Source organism: Sphingomonas hominis (genome assembly GCF_013328205.1).
Classification (GTDB): Bacteria; Pseudomonadota; Alphaproteobacteria; order Sphingomonadales; family Sphingomonadaceae; genus Sphingomonas; species Sphingomonas hominis.
On the sequence record NZ_JABULH010000011.1, the window covers coordinates 1 to 19129 of the forward strand.

The 19129-nt window shown below is 64.1% G+C and carries 16 protein-coding genes and 1 pseudogene; 3 read left to right on the plus strand and 14 right to left on the minus strand.

The features are described 5' to 3' along the window. Nucleotides 1-14 precede the first annotated feature (14 nt). The 5 genes from HRV97_RS15845 to HRV97_RS15865 all read right to left on the minus strand — a co-directional run bounded on the left by HRV97_RS15845 (nucleotide 15) and on the right by HRV97_RS15865 (nucleotide 6643). Nucleotides 15-2981 (minus strand): Tn3 family transposase, encoded by a 2967-nt coding sequence (locus HRV97_RS15845; protein WP_174195151.1) that lies wholly within the window; start codon nucleotides 2979-2981, stop codon nucleotides 15-17. 165 nt (nucleotides 2982-3146) lie between these two features. Continuing rightward, the gene (locus HRV97_RS15850; protein ID WP_021245550.1) at nucleotides 3147-3743 is read right to left on the minus strand and encodes a recombinase family protein; all 597 of its coding nucleotides are present in this window, start codon (nucleotides 3741-3743) and stop codon (nucleotides 3147-3149) included. A gap of 80 nt (nucleotides 3744-3823) precedes the next feature. Next, complete coding sequence (locus HRV97_RS15855) at nucleotides 3824-4210, minus strand: TniQ family protein (protein WP_021245551.1); 387 nt, start codon at nucleotides 4208-4210, stop codon at nucleotides 3824-3826. After that, a complete protein-coding gene (locus HRV97_RS15860) occupies nucleotides 4200-5117 on the minus strand; it encodes a TniB family NTP-binding protein (RefSeq protein WP_021245552.1) in 918 nt (305 codons plus the stop codon). The genes HRV97_RS15855 and HRV97_RS15860 overlap by 11 nt, the downstream gene beginning before the upstream one ends. A gap of 2 nt (nucleotides 5118-5119) precedes the next feature. Next, on the minus strand, nucleotides 5120-6643 hold the full coding sequence (locus HRV97_RS15865) for a Mu transposase C-terminal domain-containing protein (RefSeq protein ID WP_223176904.1): 1524 nt from the start codon (nucleotides 6641-6643) through the stop codon (nucleotides 5120-5122). Nucleotides 6644-7015: 372 nt separating this feature from the next. Between HRV97_RS15865 and HRV97_RS15870 the strand changes: the two genes are divergently transcribed. Then, the gene (locus HRV97_RS15870; protein ID WP_010339849.1) at nucleotides 7016-7600 is read left to right on the plus strand and encodes a recombinase family protein; all 585 of its coding nucleotides are present in this window, start codon (nucleotides 7016-7018) and stop codon (nucleotides 7598-7600) included. A gap of 4 nt (nucleotides 7601-7604) precedes the next feature. Further along, the gene (locus HRV97_RS17520; RefSeq protein WP_012449407.1) at nucleotides 7605-10583 is read left to right on the plus strand and encodes a Tn3-like element ISMpo10 family transposase; all 2979 of its coding nucleotides are present in this window, start codon (nucleotides 7605-7607) and stop codon (nucleotides 10581-10583) included. A gap of 42 nt (nucleotides 10584-10625) precedes the next feature. Here the strand turns inward: HRV97_RS17520 and HRV97_RS17525 are convergent. Further along, a pseudogene (locus HRV97_RS17525) lies at nucleotides 10626-12008 on the minus strand (PAS domain-containing protein); the annotation flags it as partial. Between the two features lie 176 nt (nucleotides 12009-12184). On the opposite strand from HRV97_RS17525, the gene HRV97_RS15885 reads away from it, so the two are divergent. Continuing rightward, a complete protein-coding gene (locus HRV97_RS15885) occupies nucleotides 12185-12379 on the plus strand; it encodes a hypothetical protein (protein WP_143058629.1) in 195 nt (64 codons plus the stop codon). 25 nt (nucleotides 12380-12404) lie between these two features. Here HRV97_RS15885 and HRV97_RS15890 read toward each other — a convergent pair whose 3' ends face one another. The 8 genes from HRV97_RS15890 to HRV97_RS15925 form a co-directional block, all read right to left on the minus strand. After that, nucleotides 12405-12749, minus strand: a complete 345-nt coding sequence (locus HRV97_RS15890; protein ID WP_093068238.1) for a response regulator — start codon at nucleotides 12747-12749, stop codon at nucleotides 12405-12407. A 411-nt stretch (nucleotides 12750-13160) separates the two neighbouring features. Further along, nucleotides 13161-13556 (minus strand): ATP-binding protein, encoded by a 396-nt coding sequence (locus tag HRV97_RS15895; protein WP_143058630.1) that lies wholly within the window; start codon nucleotides 13554-13556, stop codon nucleotides 13161-13163. 21 nt (nucleotides 13557-13577) lie between these two features. Continuing rightward, nucleotides 13578-14636, minus strand: a complete 1059-nt coding sequence (locus HRV97_RS15900) for a hypothetical protein (RefSeq protein WP_093068241.1) — start codon at nucleotides 14634-14636, stop codon at nucleotides 13578-13580. Next, nucleotides 14633-15712 (minus strand): DNA-methyltransferase, encoded by a 1080-nt coding sequence (locus tag HRV97_RS15905; protein WP_218142218.1) that lies wholly within the window; start codon nucleotides 15710-15712, stop codon nucleotides 14633-14635. The genes HRV97_RS15900 and HRV97_RS15905 overlap by 4 nt, the downstream gene beginning before the upstream one ends. Nucleotides 15713-15730: 18 nt before the next feature. Next, nucleotides 15731-16315 carry a recombinase family protein gene (locus HRV97_RS15910; protein WP_093068247.1) on the minus strand — a complete coding sequence of 195 codons (585 nt, stop codon included), beginning with the start codon at nucleotides 16313-16315 and terminating at the stop codon, nucleotides 15731-15733. A gap of 183 nt (nucleotides 16316-16498) precedes the next feature. Then, the gene (locus HRV97_RS15915; protein ID WP_076711807.1) at nucleotides 16499-17059 is read right to left on the minus strand and encodes a toll/interleukin-1 receptor domain-containing protein; all 561 of its coding nucleotides are present in this window, start codon (nucleotides 17057-17059) and stop codon (nucleotides 16499-16501) included. Nucleotides 17060-17073: 14 nt separating this feature from the next. Further along, nucleotides 17074-17556 (minus strand): TIR domain-containing protein, encoded by a 483-nt coding sequence (locus HRV97_RS15920; RefSeq protein WP_042491036.1) that lies wholly within the window; start codon nucleotides 17554-17556, stop codon nucleotides 17074-17076. Nucleotides 17557-17590: 34 nt separating this feature from the next. Next, a complete protein-coding gene (locus HRV97_RS15925) occupies nucleotides 17591-19033 on the minus strand; it encodes an SIR2 family protein (protein ID WP_246248801.1) in 1443 nt (480 codons plus the stop codon). Nucleotides 19034-19129 lie beyond the last annotated feature (96 nt).

Sequence of the window (19129 nt, forward strand, 5' to 3'; positions counted from 1 at the left end):
GCGAACAGGGCGGCTCAGGCCACCTTGGCTCCGGGTCCGCCGGCGATGTTGAGTGCGCGGTAGCCGTCTTGATCGAGCTCGGCAGCGGCGTTTTGCCAGAGGTAATCGCCGGTCAGGCTGATGTGTCGCCAGCCTAGCGGGGCTACATGGGCGAGCAGCTCGTCGGGCGCGGGCTCGCCGCTGGCGCGCAGATGCTCGACGGCGCGGCCCATGTAAAGCGTGTTCCAGTACACGATCGCGGCGGTGACCAGCGTCAGCCCGGACGCTTTCAGCGCCTGGTTCTCGAACTGCGGATCGCGCAGGCGGCCCTGTTTGTGGACGAACACGGCTTGGGCGAGCGTGTGACGCGCCTCGCCCTTGTTGAGCCCAGCCTGACACTGCTGGCGGAGCGCCCTGGATTCTAGCCAGTCGAGCGTGAACAGCGTGCGCTCGATCCGGCCCAGCTCCTGGAGCGCGAAGTCGAGCCGGTTCTGGCGACGGTACGCGGCCAGCTTCTTCAGCATGACCGACGGTAGCACCACGCCGGCCTTCACGGACGCGGCGAGCCGGACGATCTCGTCCCAGCTTTCGCGGATGGCAGCGATGTTGAACGGGCGCCCGATCAGCTTCGCGAGCGCCTCGGGGCGGGCCGTGCCCGGGAACAGGCCGAGCCGGCGATCGGCTAGATCGCGCAGGCGGGGCACGAACCGGAAGCCGAGTAGGTGCGCGAGCGCGAACACGTGGTCGGACGCGCCGCCCGTATCGGCATAGTGGGTCGCGGGTTCGATGCCGCAGCCGTGCGCGACCAGCCCGTCCAGCACATAGGGCGCCTCCGCCGCGGTCGCCGAGATCAGCCGGACATGGTAGGGCGCGTAGGTATCGGCGACATGGGCGTAGATCTTCTGCCCCGGCTCCCGGTCGTAGCGCGCGTTGGTGCTGCCGGCCGCGCCCCGCCTGCCCGAGCGGAAGAACTGCCCGTCCGAGCTCGACGCGGTGCCGTCGCCCCACACGCGCGTGAGCGGCAGCGCGGCTTGCGCGTCCACCAGATGGCGCAGCCCTGCCGCGTAATTCTCTTCCGATACGTACCAGCCATGCGTCCAGGCGAGCTGGGCGTAGGTGACGCCCTGGCTGGCGTTGGCCATGCGCTCGATGCCGAGGTTCGTCGCGTCTGCCAGGATCGCGGCGAGCACGGCCTGCGGGTTGGAGTGGGCGCGGCCCGAGCGCAGTTCCGGAAATGCGCACAGGAACCCGGTGCGGGCTTCCACCTCGGCGAGCAGCTCGGTGATGCGCACGCGGGGCATGAGCCGGTCGACGGCCGCGTCCAGCCTGTCGGCCGCAGCGGGCGTTACGGCCGCGAGCGGGCTGACCCTGAGGTTACCGCCCCGCAGCTCCACGCCGTCGAGCGTGCCGCGCTTCAGCGAGCCTGCGAACCGGCGCAACCGCCAGTCGAGCAGCCTGGCGCGCCCCTCCAAGTAGCGGCCGACGTCGGTGTCGAACGGCAGCGTGAGCGCGATCTCGGCCGCTTTGCCGGGCGGGAGCATATAGCTGTCGAAGCGCAGGTGTTCGCGCGTACCCTCCACCCACAGGTCGCCCGATTGGAGCCGCTCGCGCACGGTCGCGACCGTGGCGGTTTCGTAGCGACGGCGGTCGATGACGCCGCCCTCGGTGATCGCCGCCTTCCATTTTCTGGAAAACGGCATGGGCGCATCGGCCGGTACGTCTCGCCGCCCGGTCGCGTTCAGCGCGCGCACGACCTTGATCGCGCCGAGCACGCCGTCGCGCGAGCCTGCCGCCTTGAACCGGAACGCGTCAAAAAACGCGGGCGCGTAGCGCCGCATCGTCATGTAGCGCCCCGCCGCGCGGATCAGCGGCTCGTCGCGAGTCAGGTCGGCGATCGCGGTCGCCTCGCTCTCGGCGTCCAGAAGCCTCGTCCAGCCCACCCCGTCGTCGAGCGCCGCCCAGACGTCCAACCCGTCCTCGCGCGCGACCCGGAGTGCGCCGACCGTGGCGCCCAGCAGCCGCATGAGCCGGTTCACGTCGCGTGTGGTCGCCTCGATGCCGCGCTTCTGCGCGGCCCTGGCCCTGGCGAACAGGAGGCCGGTCTGCTTGCCGAACATCTCGATCGCGGCGTCCGCGAGCCGCGCTTCCAGGTCGATGACGGCTGCGGCGAGTGTCGCGCGCCTTCTGCGGAGCGAGTAGTCGGACAGGAGGAACGCGGGCGCGACGTGGCCTTCGCGCACGAGCTGCTCGAAGCGGTGCTCGTGGATGCGGCCGGCCATGCCCGGGTCGAGCCCGAGCCGGCGCACGTGCGCGAGCCGGGCGAGAATGCCGGCGAGATTGCGCGCGGTCGGGCTGTCCGACGTGTCGCGCAGCCACGCGAGCGGCGTCGTGCCGCGATCCTGGTCCACGATCAGCAACGCATCCAGCCCCGCCACCTGCTCCGGACCGAGCGCATCGACCAGCGTGTCGGCCGCGAGGCGGCGCGCCATGGCGCGTCCCGCCACCCCGATCCGCTCGATACGGGCGGGCGCGGGCAGAACGATCCGGGCAGCACGCAAATGGCCCAGCACTGCCGCGGCGATCGGCTTGCCCCGTTCGGTCGCTTCCGCCGCGCGGGTGGCTGCGCCGAGCGCGCCGGGGACGTCGGCCGCCTCGAACGCGCGCAGGCGCAAACGCTCCATCGCCTCCCAGGCGTGTTCGAGCCGGGTCTGGGCGCGATGCGCGTAGCCCTCGAACGCTGTGGGCGCGATGTCGAGTTGCGCGGCCAGGTGCCGGATCAGAAAATCGGGGACGACATCGTCGTGGCGTATGCCGAAGCCGGGATGACGCAGCAGGGCGAGGTGCAGCGCGAAGCCGAGCCGGTTGGCGTCGCCGCGCTTCGCTTCGATCAGTGGCCGGTCCTCATCGGCAACCGTGTAATGCTTGGCGAGCGAGGCATGGTCGAGGGGCACGCCGAACAACGCGCGGCGTTCGTCGCCCGTTAACAGATCGCGTCTGGCCATCGATCACCCCCTGTCCGGGAGCGTATAGTTTATGGCCGACACGTGCGAGGTGTCGCGTAACTCTCAAGTTTCGCGACAGCGGCCCTGACCGGTCACGCCACGTGTCGGTTTTCAAAGTCGATGTCAGCTATATGTCAGAGACGATGACAGCCACGACGTTACGGCTCATTCTGCGGCGTTGAGTGCGGGCGTGGTGGGTGCCTCGGTTTTGAGTGCAGCGAGTTCGCGGTAGAGAGTGGATCGGCCAAGCCCAAGCTGCTTCGCCGCCTGCGCCGGACGCACGCCGGCCTCGATCAGCTTGAGCGCCGACGCCAGCTTGTCGGCGTCGAGCGTAGGGCGTCCAGGCACTTTTCCCCGCGCGCGCGCCGCGGCGATGCCGTCGCGGGTGCGCTCGACGATCAGCCGGCGCTCGAAATGCGCGATGGCACCGAACACATGGAACACCAGCTCGCCTGCAGCCGAGGATGTATCGAGCCGTTCCTCCAGCGAACGGAATGCGAGCCCGCGCGCCTTGAACATGTCGACGGTTTCCAGCAGCTCCTTGAGCGATCGGCCGAGGCGATCGAGCCGGACGACGCAGATGATATCGCCGGGTCGGCAGAAGCCAATCAGCTCGTTTAGGCCGGGCCGATCGAAGCTCTTGCCCGAGATCACATCGTCGAACACGCGGATCGCGCCCGCTTCGTCGCGCAACCGGCGACGCTGCACCTCCAGGTCCTGGTCGCTGGTGGAGACGCGGGCATAGCCCAGCACGTCCGGCATCGTGGTGTAACCCCTGTCCCTAATCCGCTCGGTTTGTGGACAAGCGGGCCGGCGCTCGCAAAATCGGGCGCCGACCGTCTCTAAATACTGTCCACAAACCCGCCGTGTCCAGAAAATCTGAACCGCATTTTGTGGACGATTTCTGGATCGCAGCGGATTACCCAGCGCGCCGCCACCTTGGTTCGAGCATGGCAACGGGCGTCGGTCATGTTGCGGAGCCGGCGGATCGACTGACCGGTGCCGCTCGACAGGCGTTCCAGCAAGGCTTGGGGCGGATCGTCCGCGCAGCGGTCAAGATCGCCGACATTGCAGCCAAGGCCATATCGACAGAAGGTCGCTACACCCATGCCGTAGGTGTCGGCCAGTCTGCGGACGTAAGTGTCCAGCCTCTCCAACGGACGCGGTTGCGGATGCAGCGGCCAGCGCGGGCGCGGTAGGTCGCCCATCAGCTCGACTTCATCGAACACGGGGGAAGGACGCTTCGAACAGGGCGCGCCGTTCGTCCGGCCCACGAAAGTCGCACCCTTCAAGCATCACGCGGTCGATCCGTTCGCGTCCATGCAGCAGCGCATGAACCGTCGCGGCAGTGAGCAAGGCCGCGACCTCGCCGATCAGGCCGGTCGATCGGCGCAGCACCATACTGCGTATTTCAGGAGCGTCCGCCAACGCCGATCGTTCGCGCAAAGGCAACGCCCGCTCGAAACTGGCGAGGAGGCGCGCGAACACACCGTCGTCCTGCCATGCCGGTAGCGGGATCGGCTCGAAGCGGTTCTCAAGCTGGTCATCGCTGCGCACCGCGATCTGAGCCTGTTTGGTGCCCAGGCCGACGATCGGGATGCGGAGCGTGTTGCCGAGAAAGCGGAGCATGTTCAGGAATTCGGCGCGGCGACGGTGCGTGCCGGCGAGCAGGTTGTGCAGCTCGTCCACGATCAGCACCCGCACCTCGACCGCGCGCAGAAGGTCGAGTGCATAGCGTTCGAGACGTTCGCCGGGGAGGTTGAACGACACTGGCGCGTTGAGCGCCGTCAGGATCGCACCGTAGAAGCGTCGGACGCTTGGTTCGGTCGGCATCTGCATCACCACGACCGGCACGACTTCGCGCTGGCCGCACGAACTTGGTGACGGCGGATGCAGGCGCCGAAACTTCTCGGCGATCATGCTCTTGCCGTTATTAGTCGGCCCCACGATCAGCAGGTTGGGCGGCCGGACGCGGCCTGGCCCAAATCGGAAGGCGTCGTCGAGCCGCGCCAGGGCCGCTTCCGCGTGGGGATGAGCGATCCACCATTGGCCGTGCATATGCGCCAGGCGCTCCGACGATGGCAGGTCGGCGATAGGGCGGGCAGCGGGCGAGAGATGATCCGGCTCGCCCATCATGCTCACCACTCCTCTACATCGAAAGGCTCGGATGATGCCGTGCCATCGACCGCTCGCACAGGCCAAGGCGAAGCAGGTTCGCTCAACCGTGGGGCGGGATCGGTGATGACACGCAGCCCAAGCCGGCGGGCCTGATTGCGCCGGGTCGTGCGCGTCGCGGTTCGCGCTTGGACCTCGATCTCACGCATCTCCTCGATCCCGGCGAACAGTATGCCTTCGTCTATCTCACTTTGCCGTTGGCGACGCAGGCGGGATCGGGCGAGACGGTGTTCCCATAGCGAGACGGGTGGCCGGGAAAGTTCACGGTAGCCGACTTCGAGATAGCCACCGTCGTCGGGGTCGTGGACATAGATGCGGCTGAGGTCGCGGGGATCGCGGCGGATGAGTATGCGCCGGGGTGGTCCGTCCCGTTCAATCCAGGGCTTCAGCGCATCCGAAAAATAGTGGATGTGGTCGATCACTACCCCGTCGCGCCGCAAGGTCCGCCGGACCACAGGCAGAAAGTCGATCAGGAACGCGCGCGGATCACGCGGCGACGGCGGTGCCAGTCCTTCGGTGGCAAGGGCGCGCACGCCTTCCTGATAGCGTTGTAATGGGGCTTCGCCGTCCAACCCGGCATGGGGACGCAGATGGTAGAGCTTGGCGATGGCGACGGCCAACCATCGTTCCAGCTCGGCGAGCGTCAGGCACGCGGCCTTGTCGCTGTCGTAGCGTCCACGCTGCATGACGTTGGAGAAGGTCGTGCCGGGCAGGCCATGCACCAACTCCATCAGCGTGCCGATCACCCGTTCCACGACACCACCGACCTGCGGTCGCCCGAATGGTCGCCAGTCGATCGTGATGTCGTGCTGGGCGCAGCCGCGTTCCAGAGCTTCGGAGTGGAACTCGGCGGCATTGTCCACGCCGATCTGCCGGGGGCGTCCCATCACCGGCCAGTCCGCATCGACCCCGATAGCTGTCAGCCACGACCGCTTGTCCGACGCGACATGCGCCAGGCACAGCCCGACGCTGGTAGCGGACGGTGCTTCCAGCGTCACGAGGAGGCCGGCGATGCAGCGGCTGAACACGTCGATTGCGACCGTCACCCAGGGGCGGCCGATCGGGCGGCGCTCGATCGGATCGACCAGGATGAGGTCCACTGGCGTATGGTCTATCTGCACCACGTCGAGCGGCGCCTGGGCGGTCACGGTCGATCCCAGCACCGCTTCCGGAACAGCCACGTCACCGCGTCTACGCCGCTCTTCCTGCGACAAAGCCGCGATCCTGCGCCGGACGGTACTCGCCGATGGCGGGCGCACATGCTGGTCGCGGGCGCGCCGGCGAACCTCGACCACGATCTTCTCGGCCGACAGCCGCTGCGGCGTCAGGTACAGTTCGGCTACGGCATCGCGGATCAGGGCCTCGCGGCGCTCCTCGATCCGCCTCTTGCCGCGCCCGCCATCCGATCCGCTGCTGACCAGCGTGGTTACCGTACCGCCGCCCTCGCGGCATTTTCGGAGCAAGCGGTAAACCTGACGCTCGGACACGCCCAAGACGACTGCGGCTGCGCGGGCCTGCTCGCGGGGACAGGCCGGCAGCGCCGCCAGTGGCCGAAGCACCGCCGCACGTCGCTCTGCCTCCTGCCATGACGGCCCGGGAACGAGGCTCAGGTCCGAAGCTGCTTCCGCCAACTGCCGACCTCCACTTCGAGGGAAGTGCAAGCTGCTGACATCGACTCCGATCACCAGCGACGCCGAGTGTGACAAACGCCGGCCCCGCTTAGCAAGCGTTCATTCGGCTTTCGCTGACATTGGCTTCGAAAACTGACACGAACCATACCCGCCTCAGCCCATAACGATCGACAAACCCTGTCGCTTTGATAGGGTGTTCGAAAACATGCTTTCGAGGGTTTGTCGTACATGCTGGTCGGATATATGCGGGTGTCAACGACCGATGACCGCCAAACGGTCGATCTCCAGCGGGACGCGCTCGTCGCAACCGGGGTCGATCATCGGCATCTCCATACCGACAAGGCATCCGGCGCGCGCGACGACCGACCAGGCCTGAAAGCCTGCCTCGACTATCTGAACGCGGGCGACACACTGATCGTGTGGAAGCTCGACCGGCTCGGACGCTCGCTGCCGCACCTGCTGACGATCGTCACCGATCTGAAGGCGCGCGGCATCGCGTTCCGGTCGCTGACCGAGCAGATGGATACGACCACGCCGCACGGCGAATTGCTGTTCTCGCTGTTCGGTGCATTGGCACAATATGAGCGTGCGCTCACGCGCGAACGGGTGATGGCGGGACTGGCTGCTGCCAAACGCCGGGGACGCCAAGGTGGCCGCCCGCCGATGATCGACGCCGAAACGCTCGAGCGGATCACCGCCGCGCTGGATGGCGGGGCCAGCAAGGCGTCCGTCTGCCGGACCTTCAAGGTGCCGCGTTCGACCCTTCTCGGCACGCTTGCCCGGATCGGCTGGACCGCACCGGCCAAGGTCTAAGCCGATGCCGCGTCGCGCCGTCCTGTCGGACGAGCAACGCGCGGCGTTGCTCGCGCTTCCCGACGACGAAACCCTGCTCGTCCAGCACTGGACATTGAGCCGGGACGACTTGGCCATCATCGTCCGCCGGAGGCGACCGCATAACCGGCTGGGTTTCGCGATCCAGCTTTGCGCGCTGCGCTATCCTGGCCGTTTCCTGCGACCCGGTGAACTGATCCCTGATACGCCGCTCGCGTTCGTCGCAGAGCAATTGCAGGTCGGACCCGAGGTGCTGGCCGACTACGCGACGCGCGGCCCGACCCGGTACGAACAGCTCGATGCACTGCGCGATGCATTCGGCTTCATGCCGCTCAGTCGGCCGCTGCGAACGACGTTGCAGGAATGGCTCCTGCCGATCGCGCTGACGACGACCAGCGGGGCTAGGCTGGCGCGCGTGATGCTGGATGAGTGCCGGCGACGGCGCATCATTGTGCCGGGCATCAGTTCGGTCGAGCGGATGGTCGCACAGGCGTTGCTCGATGCCGAACGCCATGTCGCCGAGCATCTGACCCGAGGACTCGATGCTCGACAGCGCCGGCTGCTCGATGCGCTTCTCCTGCCCCACACAGGCACGAACTTGAGCGATCTGGCCTGGGTGCGGCAGTCACCCGGCAAGCCCGGCCGAAAGACATTCGCCGCCATCATCGAGCGACTGACACTGCTTCGGGCCATCGGGATCGATCCGGATATCGCCGTAGGCGTCCATCCCGAGCGCCTCCGACGCCTGTGCCAGGAAGGCGTGCGGCTGACCGCGCAACATGTTCGGACGCTGCAAGCGACGCGGCGTCGCGCCACATTGGTGGCGACCATCCTCGAAACCATCGTTACCCTCACCGACGATGCGGTGCTGATGTTCGATCGCCTGCTTGGGCAGATGTTCCGGCGCGAACAGAACAGCGCGGACACGACACTCAAGCGCAACCGGCGCACCATCAACGGCAAAATCCGGCTGCTTGCCCAACTCGGCGCTGCCTTGCTCGCCGCCAAGATATCAGGTGGCGATATCGGCGCTGCGGTCGAGGCAGCGATCGGATGGAATGATCTCGGCCGCGAGGTCGATGAAGCCCGCAAGCTGATCCGCCCCGATTCGGTCGATCCCGTCGCGGTCGCCGCGACCAATTACCCCGTCCTCCGACAGGTCGGTCCCTCGTTCATCGCCTCGTTCACATTCGGGGCGGTGCCAGCCTGCCATGCGCTCGCGCGAGCGGTCGCGATCATGCGCGACCTTCATTTTGGTCATCTGCGCAAATTGCCTGCAGGCACGCCAGTCGGCTTCATCCGGCAAGCTTGGCGTCGGGCGATCGGCACCGGCATTCCCGATCGCAGGATCTATGAATTGTGCGTGCTGGTCGAGCTTCGCGACCGGCTTCGCGCCGGCGACATGTGGGTCGAGGGAAGCCGACGCTATCGTGCTGTCGAGCAGCAACTCATTCCTGCCCCCGTATTCGCCAACATGCGCGCGGCCGGCCCCTTGCCGATACCGGCACCGGATACGGCCGATATCTGGCTGGCCGAACGACGCGCCCGCCTCGCCCGTCGATTGGCCGAGGTCGAGCGAAAGGCGGAGACGGACGCGCTGGAAGACGTGCAGCTCAGCTTGGGCAGGCTGCGGATTTCGCCCTTGAAGGCGATTACTCCCGAGGAATCCGATACCGCCCTTGCGCCGCTCTATGCGCATCTGCCCGCGATCCGCATCACCGACCTTCTTGCCGAAGTCGATCGATGGACCGGGTTCAGCCAGTGCTTCACGCATCTGCAAAGTGGCCGTGCCGCGGATGAACCACGTGCGATCCTCACGGCGGTGCTCGCCGATGCCACCAATCTGGGCCATACGCGCATGGCGGAAGCCTGCAATCTCGTGACCCAGCGCCAACTCGGTTGGCTCGCCTCATGGCATCTGCGCGAGGAAACCTACGGTCGCGCGCTCGCCCGGCTTGTCGACGCCCAACACACCGCGCCGCTGGCCGCGCTGTTCGGGTCCGGCACCTCGTCCAGCTCAGACGGTCAGAACTTTCCGCTCGACCGCCGCGCCCAGGCAACCGGCGCAGTCAATCCGCACAAGGGGACAGAGCCGGCTGTCTCCTTTTACAGCCACGTCTCGGATCGCTACGCGCCGTTCCATTCCACAGTTATCTCCGCTTCGGCGAGCGAGGCGGCACAGGTGCTCGACGGGCTGCTCCACCACGGCGCCGATCTGCACATCGAAGAGCATCACGTCGATGGCGGGGGCGTCTCCGACCATGTGTTCGCGCTATGTCATCTGCTTGGGTTCCGGTTCGCGCCGCGTATCCCGAATATCGCCGCACGCCGTTTGCACCTGTTTAACGGCATCGAACCCGGCCCCGATATTGCGCCGCTGGTCGCGGGCCGCATCGACGAAGGTCTGATCGAGGCACACTGGGACGACGTGCTGCGACTGGGAACCTCGATCCGCACAGGCGTCGTCAGCGCCTCGATCATGCTGGAACGGCTCGGCTCCTATCCACGCGCCAACGGCCTGGCACTGGCGTTGCGCGAGATCGGTCGCGTCGAGCGTACCCTGTTCACGCTCGACTGGATCGAGCAGCCCGAACAGCGTCGCCGCGCCACCCGCGAACTCAACAAGGGAGAAGCGGAAAATGCCCTGAAACGCGCCATCTTCTTCCATCGCATCGGCCGTATCCGCGATCATGCGCTGCAAGCCCAAAGCCATCGGGCGAGCGCGCTGAACCTCGTCGCCGGTGCCATCGTCCTGTGGAACACGACCTACCTGCAAGCCGCCCGGATGCATCTCGCCAACCTCGGCCGGCCGGTCCCGCCGGACCTGCTGCAACACCTATCACCGCTCGGTTGGCAGCATATCAATCTCACCGGCGATTACCTCTGGACCGATCCCGATGCGCCATCCACCGCGCTCAGACCGCTTCGCCAGATGCGCGCCGTCGAAGGCACGGCAAAACCTTAGCGTATATCTGGGTCCGTTCTGTGTACCGACCCCGTAATAGTGACCATCCGCATGGCGCACACGGTATTGGTGGGCGTAACGACCGCCTCGCACGATTGCGGCATCGATCGCTGCCGCAAGACCGGGCTGATCGTCCGGATGCACCGTCTCGACGATCTGCGCGAGCGGAATGCCCTCGCGTCCAAGCACCGGATCGAGGCCGAACGTGCGGGCAAAGGCGTCGTCGATCGTGAAGCGATCGGTCGGAATGTCCCAATGCCATGTGCCGATGATCGCACCGGCTTCCAGTGCGAGCTGCACCCGCTCGACATTCGCGCGCGCCAGCGCTTCGCTGACGAGAAGCTGATCCTGTGCTTCGCGGCGAGCCGTCACATCGTTGAACAGGATGGCGATCTGCCGATCGGCGGGATCGCCTACCCGAACCGCCCGCACATCGAACCAGCGCTTGAAGGCCTCTGCGTAGCTTTCGAAATTGGCAGGCTCACCGGTGCTGGCGACATGACCATAGGTCTCGAACCAGAAACGCTCCAAATCGGGGGCGAACTCGGTCACCCATTTCCCGCGCAGATTGACGCCGGATTGCTCCTCGAACGCGGGATTGGCTTCGAGGAAGCGATAGTCGATCGGCGTGTCGTCAGCGTCGTATTTAACCTCGACGATGGCGAATGCAGCGTCGATCGTCTCGACGATTGTTTGAAACCGATCCTGCGCCGCCCGGAGCGCCGCGCCGTCAAGGTGCTCGCGTGTCCGGTCGCGCAGAATTTTCACGAAGCCGAGATGCCGATCGTCTTCATCGAAGAGCGGGAGCATCTCGCCCGATGCCCAGAAGGGCTCGCCACCTTTCCGAAGATGCCACCGCTCGTCGGAAGCGCGTCCGTCCCGTAGCGCTCCTGCCATCTCATGGTCGACGCGGCCGATTGCGCGATCCTCAGGCGTGAAAAATCGCTCGGCATTCTGGCCGCGAATTTCTTCGGCCGTCCAACCCAGAATGTTCTCCGCACCGACATTCCAGTCGGTGATGACACCTGCCGGATCGGTGACGATCATGGCGATGTCCGCGGCATTGTCGAAGATCGCGCGTTGTCGGGCTTCGCTTGCCGCCAGCGCCGCCTGACTGGCTTTCAACTCCGCCACCATGTCGCGCGTTGCATTCAGCTCGGCCGCAGCGCCGGCCATCTGTCGCCTGTGAGCCTGTACAACATCCTGTACGTGGGAATGGGCATCGAGCGTTCGCCGATTGGCTTCGATGGTCTGCCGACGGCTCGCCGTGAGATCGGCGACATAGCGATGATCGCGTTCCGCTTGCTGATCGCTGGCACGCTGCGCATGGATCCCGGCATGCGCCAATTCGGATCTCAGGCGCGTGACTTCGGCCTCAAGCTCTTCTCTCGTCATGGTATTCAAGGACGACACCCGTTCCCACATCGCTCGTTCTGTATCGCTGATCTACTATCGCCTGGCGGGTTCGGGCCGCAACGGCAATGAACGTTTGGGCTTCGGACAGTCCGGGCTAGCAAAAACGAATTTGGTTCGTTCCCGCCGGCTTGATGTAAAGGATTTGCCTAGTCCAAGGACTGCGCTACGCTGGCCAAGCAATGCAAATGCTGCTGGTCTCGATGAATGACGCTTTTGAGGCCGGGCGACGGATTGGCACCGTGCCGCACGGATCGGCGATCGATTGCCCAATTGGGCATGAGCAGATCATCTTGCGGCTGAGCTGGATGGATGGCTTCAGCAAGGGGCGCTCGGACCCGCTGCGAGACAGAGGATGGATCGATCTGCCTCTCTGGAATTAGCGGCCGCCGCAGATGACAAAGCCACCTACACCATCCGGCGAAAGGCATTCTGCAAGTCGCTTTCCCGAAACGGTTTGGCGAGAACGACGCCTGGAGGACTGCAAGGGTGACATTCGCCCGGCGTTGCACTGATGAATATGACCGGCATCTCTCCGAGGTGGGCGTGAATCCGGGCGACAGCTGCCGGTCCAGTGCCGGTTACGAGCTTCACATCCGACGTTATCAGGTCGGGCGGACGGACCAGCGCCAAAGCAACGGCTTCCGTTTCTGATACGGCGAAATCAAAAGAGGTGGCGCCGACACCCTCCAACATCGACTGGATATTCATGGCGATGAACGGCTCATCCTCGATAATCAGTACGTGACACATTCATCGGCTCCGGCTTGGAGCTTGATAACGCAGATCAGGAGCTTTTGGTTCGTCCGCTTCAGATCGCACAGGGCGAGCAGGACTTTGGGACGTTCCCGATTGGGAAGGTTCAGGGAGACGGCTGACGGTCGCAAGGCGCACCGGACGGTAGGGAAATAGCCGTTTTCCCAAAATATGTTCCCGATTGCTCCTTCCCGAAATGACCGGTTGGAGACGGAGAAATGGGACGATCCCGCCCGTGCAATGAACCCGCCTTTAGCATCCGCCCGGAGCGGATAATGTGAGCAGCCATGTCCGATTGCGAGCAGCCCCGGATGATGGCGAGCACGCTGGCAGATAATTCGAGCAGGATGCCACCCGCCAGTGGCAGAGAGCGTGAGCAGAAAACCGGCTGTTTGCGAGCAGACGCCGCTACGATTGCAAGCGCCTACAGTTAGGTGTTCTGGCGCGACAGGCCTTTTTCAGGATGCGCGAATAGCCAGACTTTCCCGATCCATTGTCGCCATAGATAATCGTCAGGCCATTGGGTTGAAACGCCAGTCTCTGATCGGATGCCAAGGCATTGACGTGGTTCACGTTGTGAACGCGACGGAGGTGCACCGGCCCTTGGACACGCGCAGGATCGCGGAAACTGTCGGCGGTTACCGGATTTGCTGCGGCCTGGCCTTTGCAGATGGCGACCAACTCATCGAGCTCAGCACCAGTGAGAGAATTTCCGGTTGCCAGTCGACGCAGCGCGTCGCGCTGCCAGCCTGGACTATCCTCAGACCAAGCGACGATGCTTGCGAGCGCCTGTGCTTCCGTCATCCCCCACACCCCCTCAACGTCTCAGCTACTCTCGTTCTGCTCCCCTTCGGTAGCCACCTCGACCGCTGCCGCACGTGCCTCCTGCCAATCGGCACCGGCTTGAGTCAGAAACGCCGACAATCGATCACTGAGGCTGGAGTTCTTTTCAACGTGCGAAGCGTAATAGACAAACGACGTCACCGCCGTACGCTGCTTGATGGGGTCCCACAGTTCTACAATCTGCAACATCGTCGCACGATCAAGAGGGATTAGACCCATATCGGAGACAGCTTGGCGAGCGTCATCATCAAAGCCGAGCGCTGCGACCACCCCAAGCGCGCCGCGAATGCCCGTCGCGTTCGCGAAACCTTCGAGCTGCTGCACGCCCGCGGACGTGATGTGGTACTGCTTTACTTCGGCTGAGATCGCGAGCCGGCCGCCTTCCCAGCCGTCGACGTCGCCGATGCGTTGAAGGCGACGCGATCCGGTGCGAACCTTATCGATCTCGATCTGGAGGTGCGGGTTATCGGCCCGTAGGAACCCAAAGGTGATACCCTGGAAGGATGCACCGGTCGGTTCACGCCGGCTCACGGCCGTCAGGTCGAAACGTTCCAACAATAGCCGGAACAGAGGAGGCTCGACCTCGACGGAGTTGGGGTCGAACGCCTGGCTTTTGAGATTGTCGAGAACGAACTGGTTCACTCGGGCGCGGAGCTTCACCAACTCCTCGGCCGTCGCTGTCAGCACCGTCTCTAGCCACGGAATGAAATCAGCCCAGCGCCCGGTCGCAAATGGAGCGGCACTCGGATAATCGAACCGCTTCTCCTCAGCGCGGTAGTAGGTTTCGATCGCGTCGTAGAAGCCGCGGAGAGACAAGGTGCCGCCTCCTGGCTTCTCCACGATCAGCGTGTTGGCGCTATCGCCCCGGCTCGTCGTCGTCACTTGGGGAAACTTGGCCGTCAGCTCGGCAAAGGTAGTCACACCGCTGCCAGGAACGTCGAGCGCCTGAACGAAGTCGATGAAGGATACAAGGAGTCCGGCTGTGTATTTCCGCCGGCGAAACCCTGCCTCAAACTCGTGGAATAGCTCGTCCGGCGTCATTGTACGATCGCGAGCCTCGACAGGGCAGGGAAGGCGCGTGTCGCGATGCCGAAATACTCGACGTCCCGGTCGGTGCCGATAGCACGATAGCCGATCGCCTCGGCAGCCGCCAAGGTAGAGCCGCTGCCGGCGAACGGATCGTAGATGATGCCTACGCCCAGCGGCAGCGCGGCGCGGACAAGCTGGCGCATGAACCGCTGCGGCTTGAGAGAAGGATGGGGCGCGATCTCACGCTCTCGCCCGCGGGTAGGGGAGCATGGAATAACGTCGCGGAACGGTTCGTCGGCGCTGATCCGACGAAGCCCGCCGGTGCCCCATGCCTTAAGGTTGGCCGCGGCGGTGCCGATCATCGGCTTGCGGAAAATGCCCCACGGTTCCCAGCCCGACCGCGCCATCATGGAGACGTCGCTGAACTCCTTCTCGGCACCCTTGGGTCGATCGCCACCCCGCAGCGTCGTCACCAGCCGGATCACCTCGCCGCGCTTTTCCAGCCCCGCGCTTTGGAAGGCGTGGAACGTCATGGTGGAGAGCAGCGGGTTGGCCGCGACGAAGGCGTGTCCCCCCGGAACAAGCGCCCGATGGATGCCGTAGGCGATTGCCGAGAAGAAGCTGTGGAGCTTGGTCAACTCCTCCTCTGAAAGCACGGTAAAACGGGGGAGGGGTGAACGTTTTGCGCCATCGAACGACGGGGGGATGCGCCATACGCCGCCACGGCCGCTGCGAAGCTTCTGATGGTCCTTCTGCTCGTACTCAATCACGCCGTAGGGCGGATCGGTCACGACGGCATGGATGGAGTTGGGCGGCAGCTCGGCGAGGAACTGCACCGCATCCGCCAGCACATAAGTCGCGTTGGACGACAGATGCTCGCGGCGATCGGCGCCGACTTCGCGCACTAGGTCCCATTGATCGTCGATGCGCTCGGTCAGGGCCTGTCGCCACGTCGGCACGCGCTGGCGAGATGGAGCGCGGGCCGCGGGCGGCTGAATGATTCGAGTGGCCATGTTTTGTTCTACCTTAAAGGACCTGACATGCACGCGATTTGATAAGCGCGAATGGAATAGGTGATCGGAGAGCATCGGCGACGGCAGGCATGCTCACGGCCCGCGCCGCGCCGGACCTGCGGCACGTTCATCAAGCCTTGCTAGCGTCGCGCGAAGCGTCTTCGGCGTGACACCGTAGGCCCGCGCCACAACAGGGATCGGCTCGTCGGCTGCCAGCCTGGCGCGTGCCTCGCTAACCTGCTGACCATTCATCTTCTGGGGGCGGCCAAGGTGTCGGCCCGACGATCGCGCCGCGGCGATCCCCTGGCGCTGCCGCTCGCGCAGTCGGCGTCGCTCGTGTGCGGCCAGGCTGGCGAGAATGTCGGCGATCAGCCGACCGTCGTTCGTCGCGATGTCGAGGGAGGGAAGGGCGAGAACCCGAAGCTGCACGCCACGCTTGATAAGCTCGTCCATCAACAGCACCGCCTCGCCCGTGCTGCGCCCAAGCCTGTCCAGCTCGGACACGATCAGCTCGTCACCGTCGTGCAGCCGCTCTAGCAGACCATCAAGGCGCCGCCGCGCCTTCACACCGCTCTCCACTTCTTCGACCACCTGGTCGCACCCGACGAGCGCGAGAGCGGAGCGCTGGCGGGCAAGGCTCTGTTCGTCGGTCGAAACGCGGGCGTAGCCGTAGCGCATTTCTACCCTGACCTTTCTTCTCTCCTAAGCGCCTGATTATGCTTGTGGCTGAACGGGCGAGAGAAAGGTAGACCTTTCTACCTCCGATAATGGCAACCCGTGTGCGCCATGGCGAAAATAGCTGACTCTACCCGCCTCCTGATGCCGCGTTCGCGGTCGCCGAAAAGCTCAAGGAATGATCGATCAGGCGGCAACGCTCCACGCTCTGAAGCTACTATCCGCGCCCTTGACCCTGATATCATCGCGCCTGCGTGTAGCCACGCCGATCGAAGCCATGTCGACCGTATCATAGAGATTGAGATATTCCTGGCTCGTATAGGATCGATCCGCAGCGGTGACGGGGAAAATGAAAACGCGCCGGGACGGATGGGTGAAGGCATCGAAATAGCCCAATTCCCACGGACACCACTTGGACTTGGTGGCATTCGCCGAATGCAAATAGAGCAGCGTCCGGCACTGTCGCATCCGCCCTCTGATCTTCTCGGCGGTCGCCCGCGTTACGGCGGTACGGTCTAGCAGCGGATCGTCGATCCAATCGACATAGACGGACAACCCCTTTTCCTCGAGCAGTTGCTTCGCTCCAAGGACAAGTTCCTGATCCATGAAAGAATGAGACAGGAATACATCGAATGAAGATTGGTATGTGTCACGCGATTCGCGCAACAAAATGCCCGCAGATTTGAACGTAGCTGCTTTCGCACGAGCAGCGGCAGCCCGGACCTCAGATTCGGTAACGTAGGACATGATCGATCTCGCCTTTAACGACCGGCGCGCTGGGCGGCGGCTTCAACCCACGACGAAAAGTTCTTTCTTCCGTCACCCTGCAACCAGGAATAAGTAGGGTAAGTCACTCTGGTCCCGAACCGATCGGTAAGCGCAAGCTTTGCGATCGGATCGGCCCCGGCCGGATCAACGGTGCCGTTACTATCCTTCATGCCAGCTAAGTGCACACCAAGGATGCCGCGTCCCTCGCGGTGGGCCTTGCGGATCTCATACTCCACCCACGGCCTCGTATGCGTATCGCGACCGATCAGTACCGCTACCACGCTACTGCCGTTCATCTGCGTATCGATCCAGTTCTGAATCGCCTGCGGGCCCTTGCGCATGATTTCTTCCCACGACGCATGGTCGACAATAGTGTTGGAATCACGGCTTCCCGGCAACATCCAGGCATTGCGGACCTGCGACACGCGCCATGCATCTCGCGCGAAGTGAAAGCTGAAGAATACCCGCCTCGCCAATGCCGTTCTCCCAGATGTTCATCACAAACGATTTTCAGCGTGCGATCCGCTTAATGATTTTCAAAGCCGCATCAGCGAGTTGATCTGGCGTTGCCGAGGCGTCTGACAATATGCGCAACTCATCGTCCGTGGGGCGCCGGGCATTACTGCCAGTCGACGGAAGGGCTGACGTCAGCAACTCATTGGCGATAACCGAGGCAGCGCCTCCGGTGGCTCCAACGGGCAATAGAAATGCACCTCTACCATCGGCGAGGGCGCGCTCTTCGAACACACCGGTGGCAGACACCAGTCCGCCGGACTCGATCTTCGCACCGCCAACGAAAACCACGATACCCGCCAAGCGCGCCAACTCACCACGCAACTCTGCCCAATGCTGACGATCCGGCTCAGCGTCACCGACCGGTTGCGGAAAGGGACGAACAACCAACCGCCGATCAAAGTCCCACTCACCGCGCCCCTGCATGGTTTCGAGGAACCCTGACAGCGAAGCTGATCCGACCAACAGCCCGGCCCCGGATAGCATGAAAAGATCTGTCGATCCGATCCTACGCCCGATCGCGCGCGCTACATCGTGAACGAACCCCGCGCTAGAATCACCGGCATCGAGCGGCCAGCTACCCGACACCCATATCCGACGACGTGCCACACGCCGTTCGAGTTCATCCATCAATTCATCAATTTCAGCGAACGCATCGATCTCGACGACGACAAGACCATAGCGTCGCAAGTCGCGCACCCAATAGTCATGCCGCTTCAACCGGGCGGCGTGGGCATCATCAGACCCAAAATCCGCCCGCTGTGGCCGCCGTGCGATCATGAAGTGTCGGGGCGGGGTCGTTGGAAAATGCTCACGCAGCAAGGCAAGCACGTGGCGGACGTTCGGGTCCGTCAGGCTCATGCCCACGAACAGGAAGGTCATTCCTGTCAAATGAGCGTGCAGCAGACCCAAAAATGCACCGCGCCGCTGCCGGTACAGTTCGTAATCCTCGGTGGAAATTACCAGATCATCAACTGCATCGATGGTCCCGTGCATCTTGTAAATGCGGACCGCTCCCGCGCGGCGCTTGCGCAGTGCCAACTGCTCCTGGTTGGCCCGAACATCAACCGGGCGCCCAAGCTCGCCGAACGCACGCTCGATCAGCCGGTCGTAATTCGTCGTCCACACCTCGCGGATCGGCAGCCTTGCCAGCGACAGCAACGCCGAGGGGATGGCATGATCCGGCTCGATCTGCTCCCGTATGGCATTTAGCACGGTCGTGCGGTTCGAATGATCCGCACCAATCGCCCATTGGGCAACTGCCGTAAGATCGTCGACGTCCTCAATTTCGAGGCCGAGATCACCCGCAATTTCCTGCAGCAAGCCCTTCCACGAGGGATACCCCGCGGCCATGGAAGTGCCGGCACCGACAAGAACCGAAGCACCATCCTCAGCAAGTGCTGAGGTGTACTCTCTCAAAAATACATCGCGATCGCTCAAAGGGCACCGGCGAAGATTATCAGCATCATTCGTTCACATTACGTTCTTCTGAGGAACGTTTCAAGTCGTACGGTCTGCCATCAGCCATGACCAGCC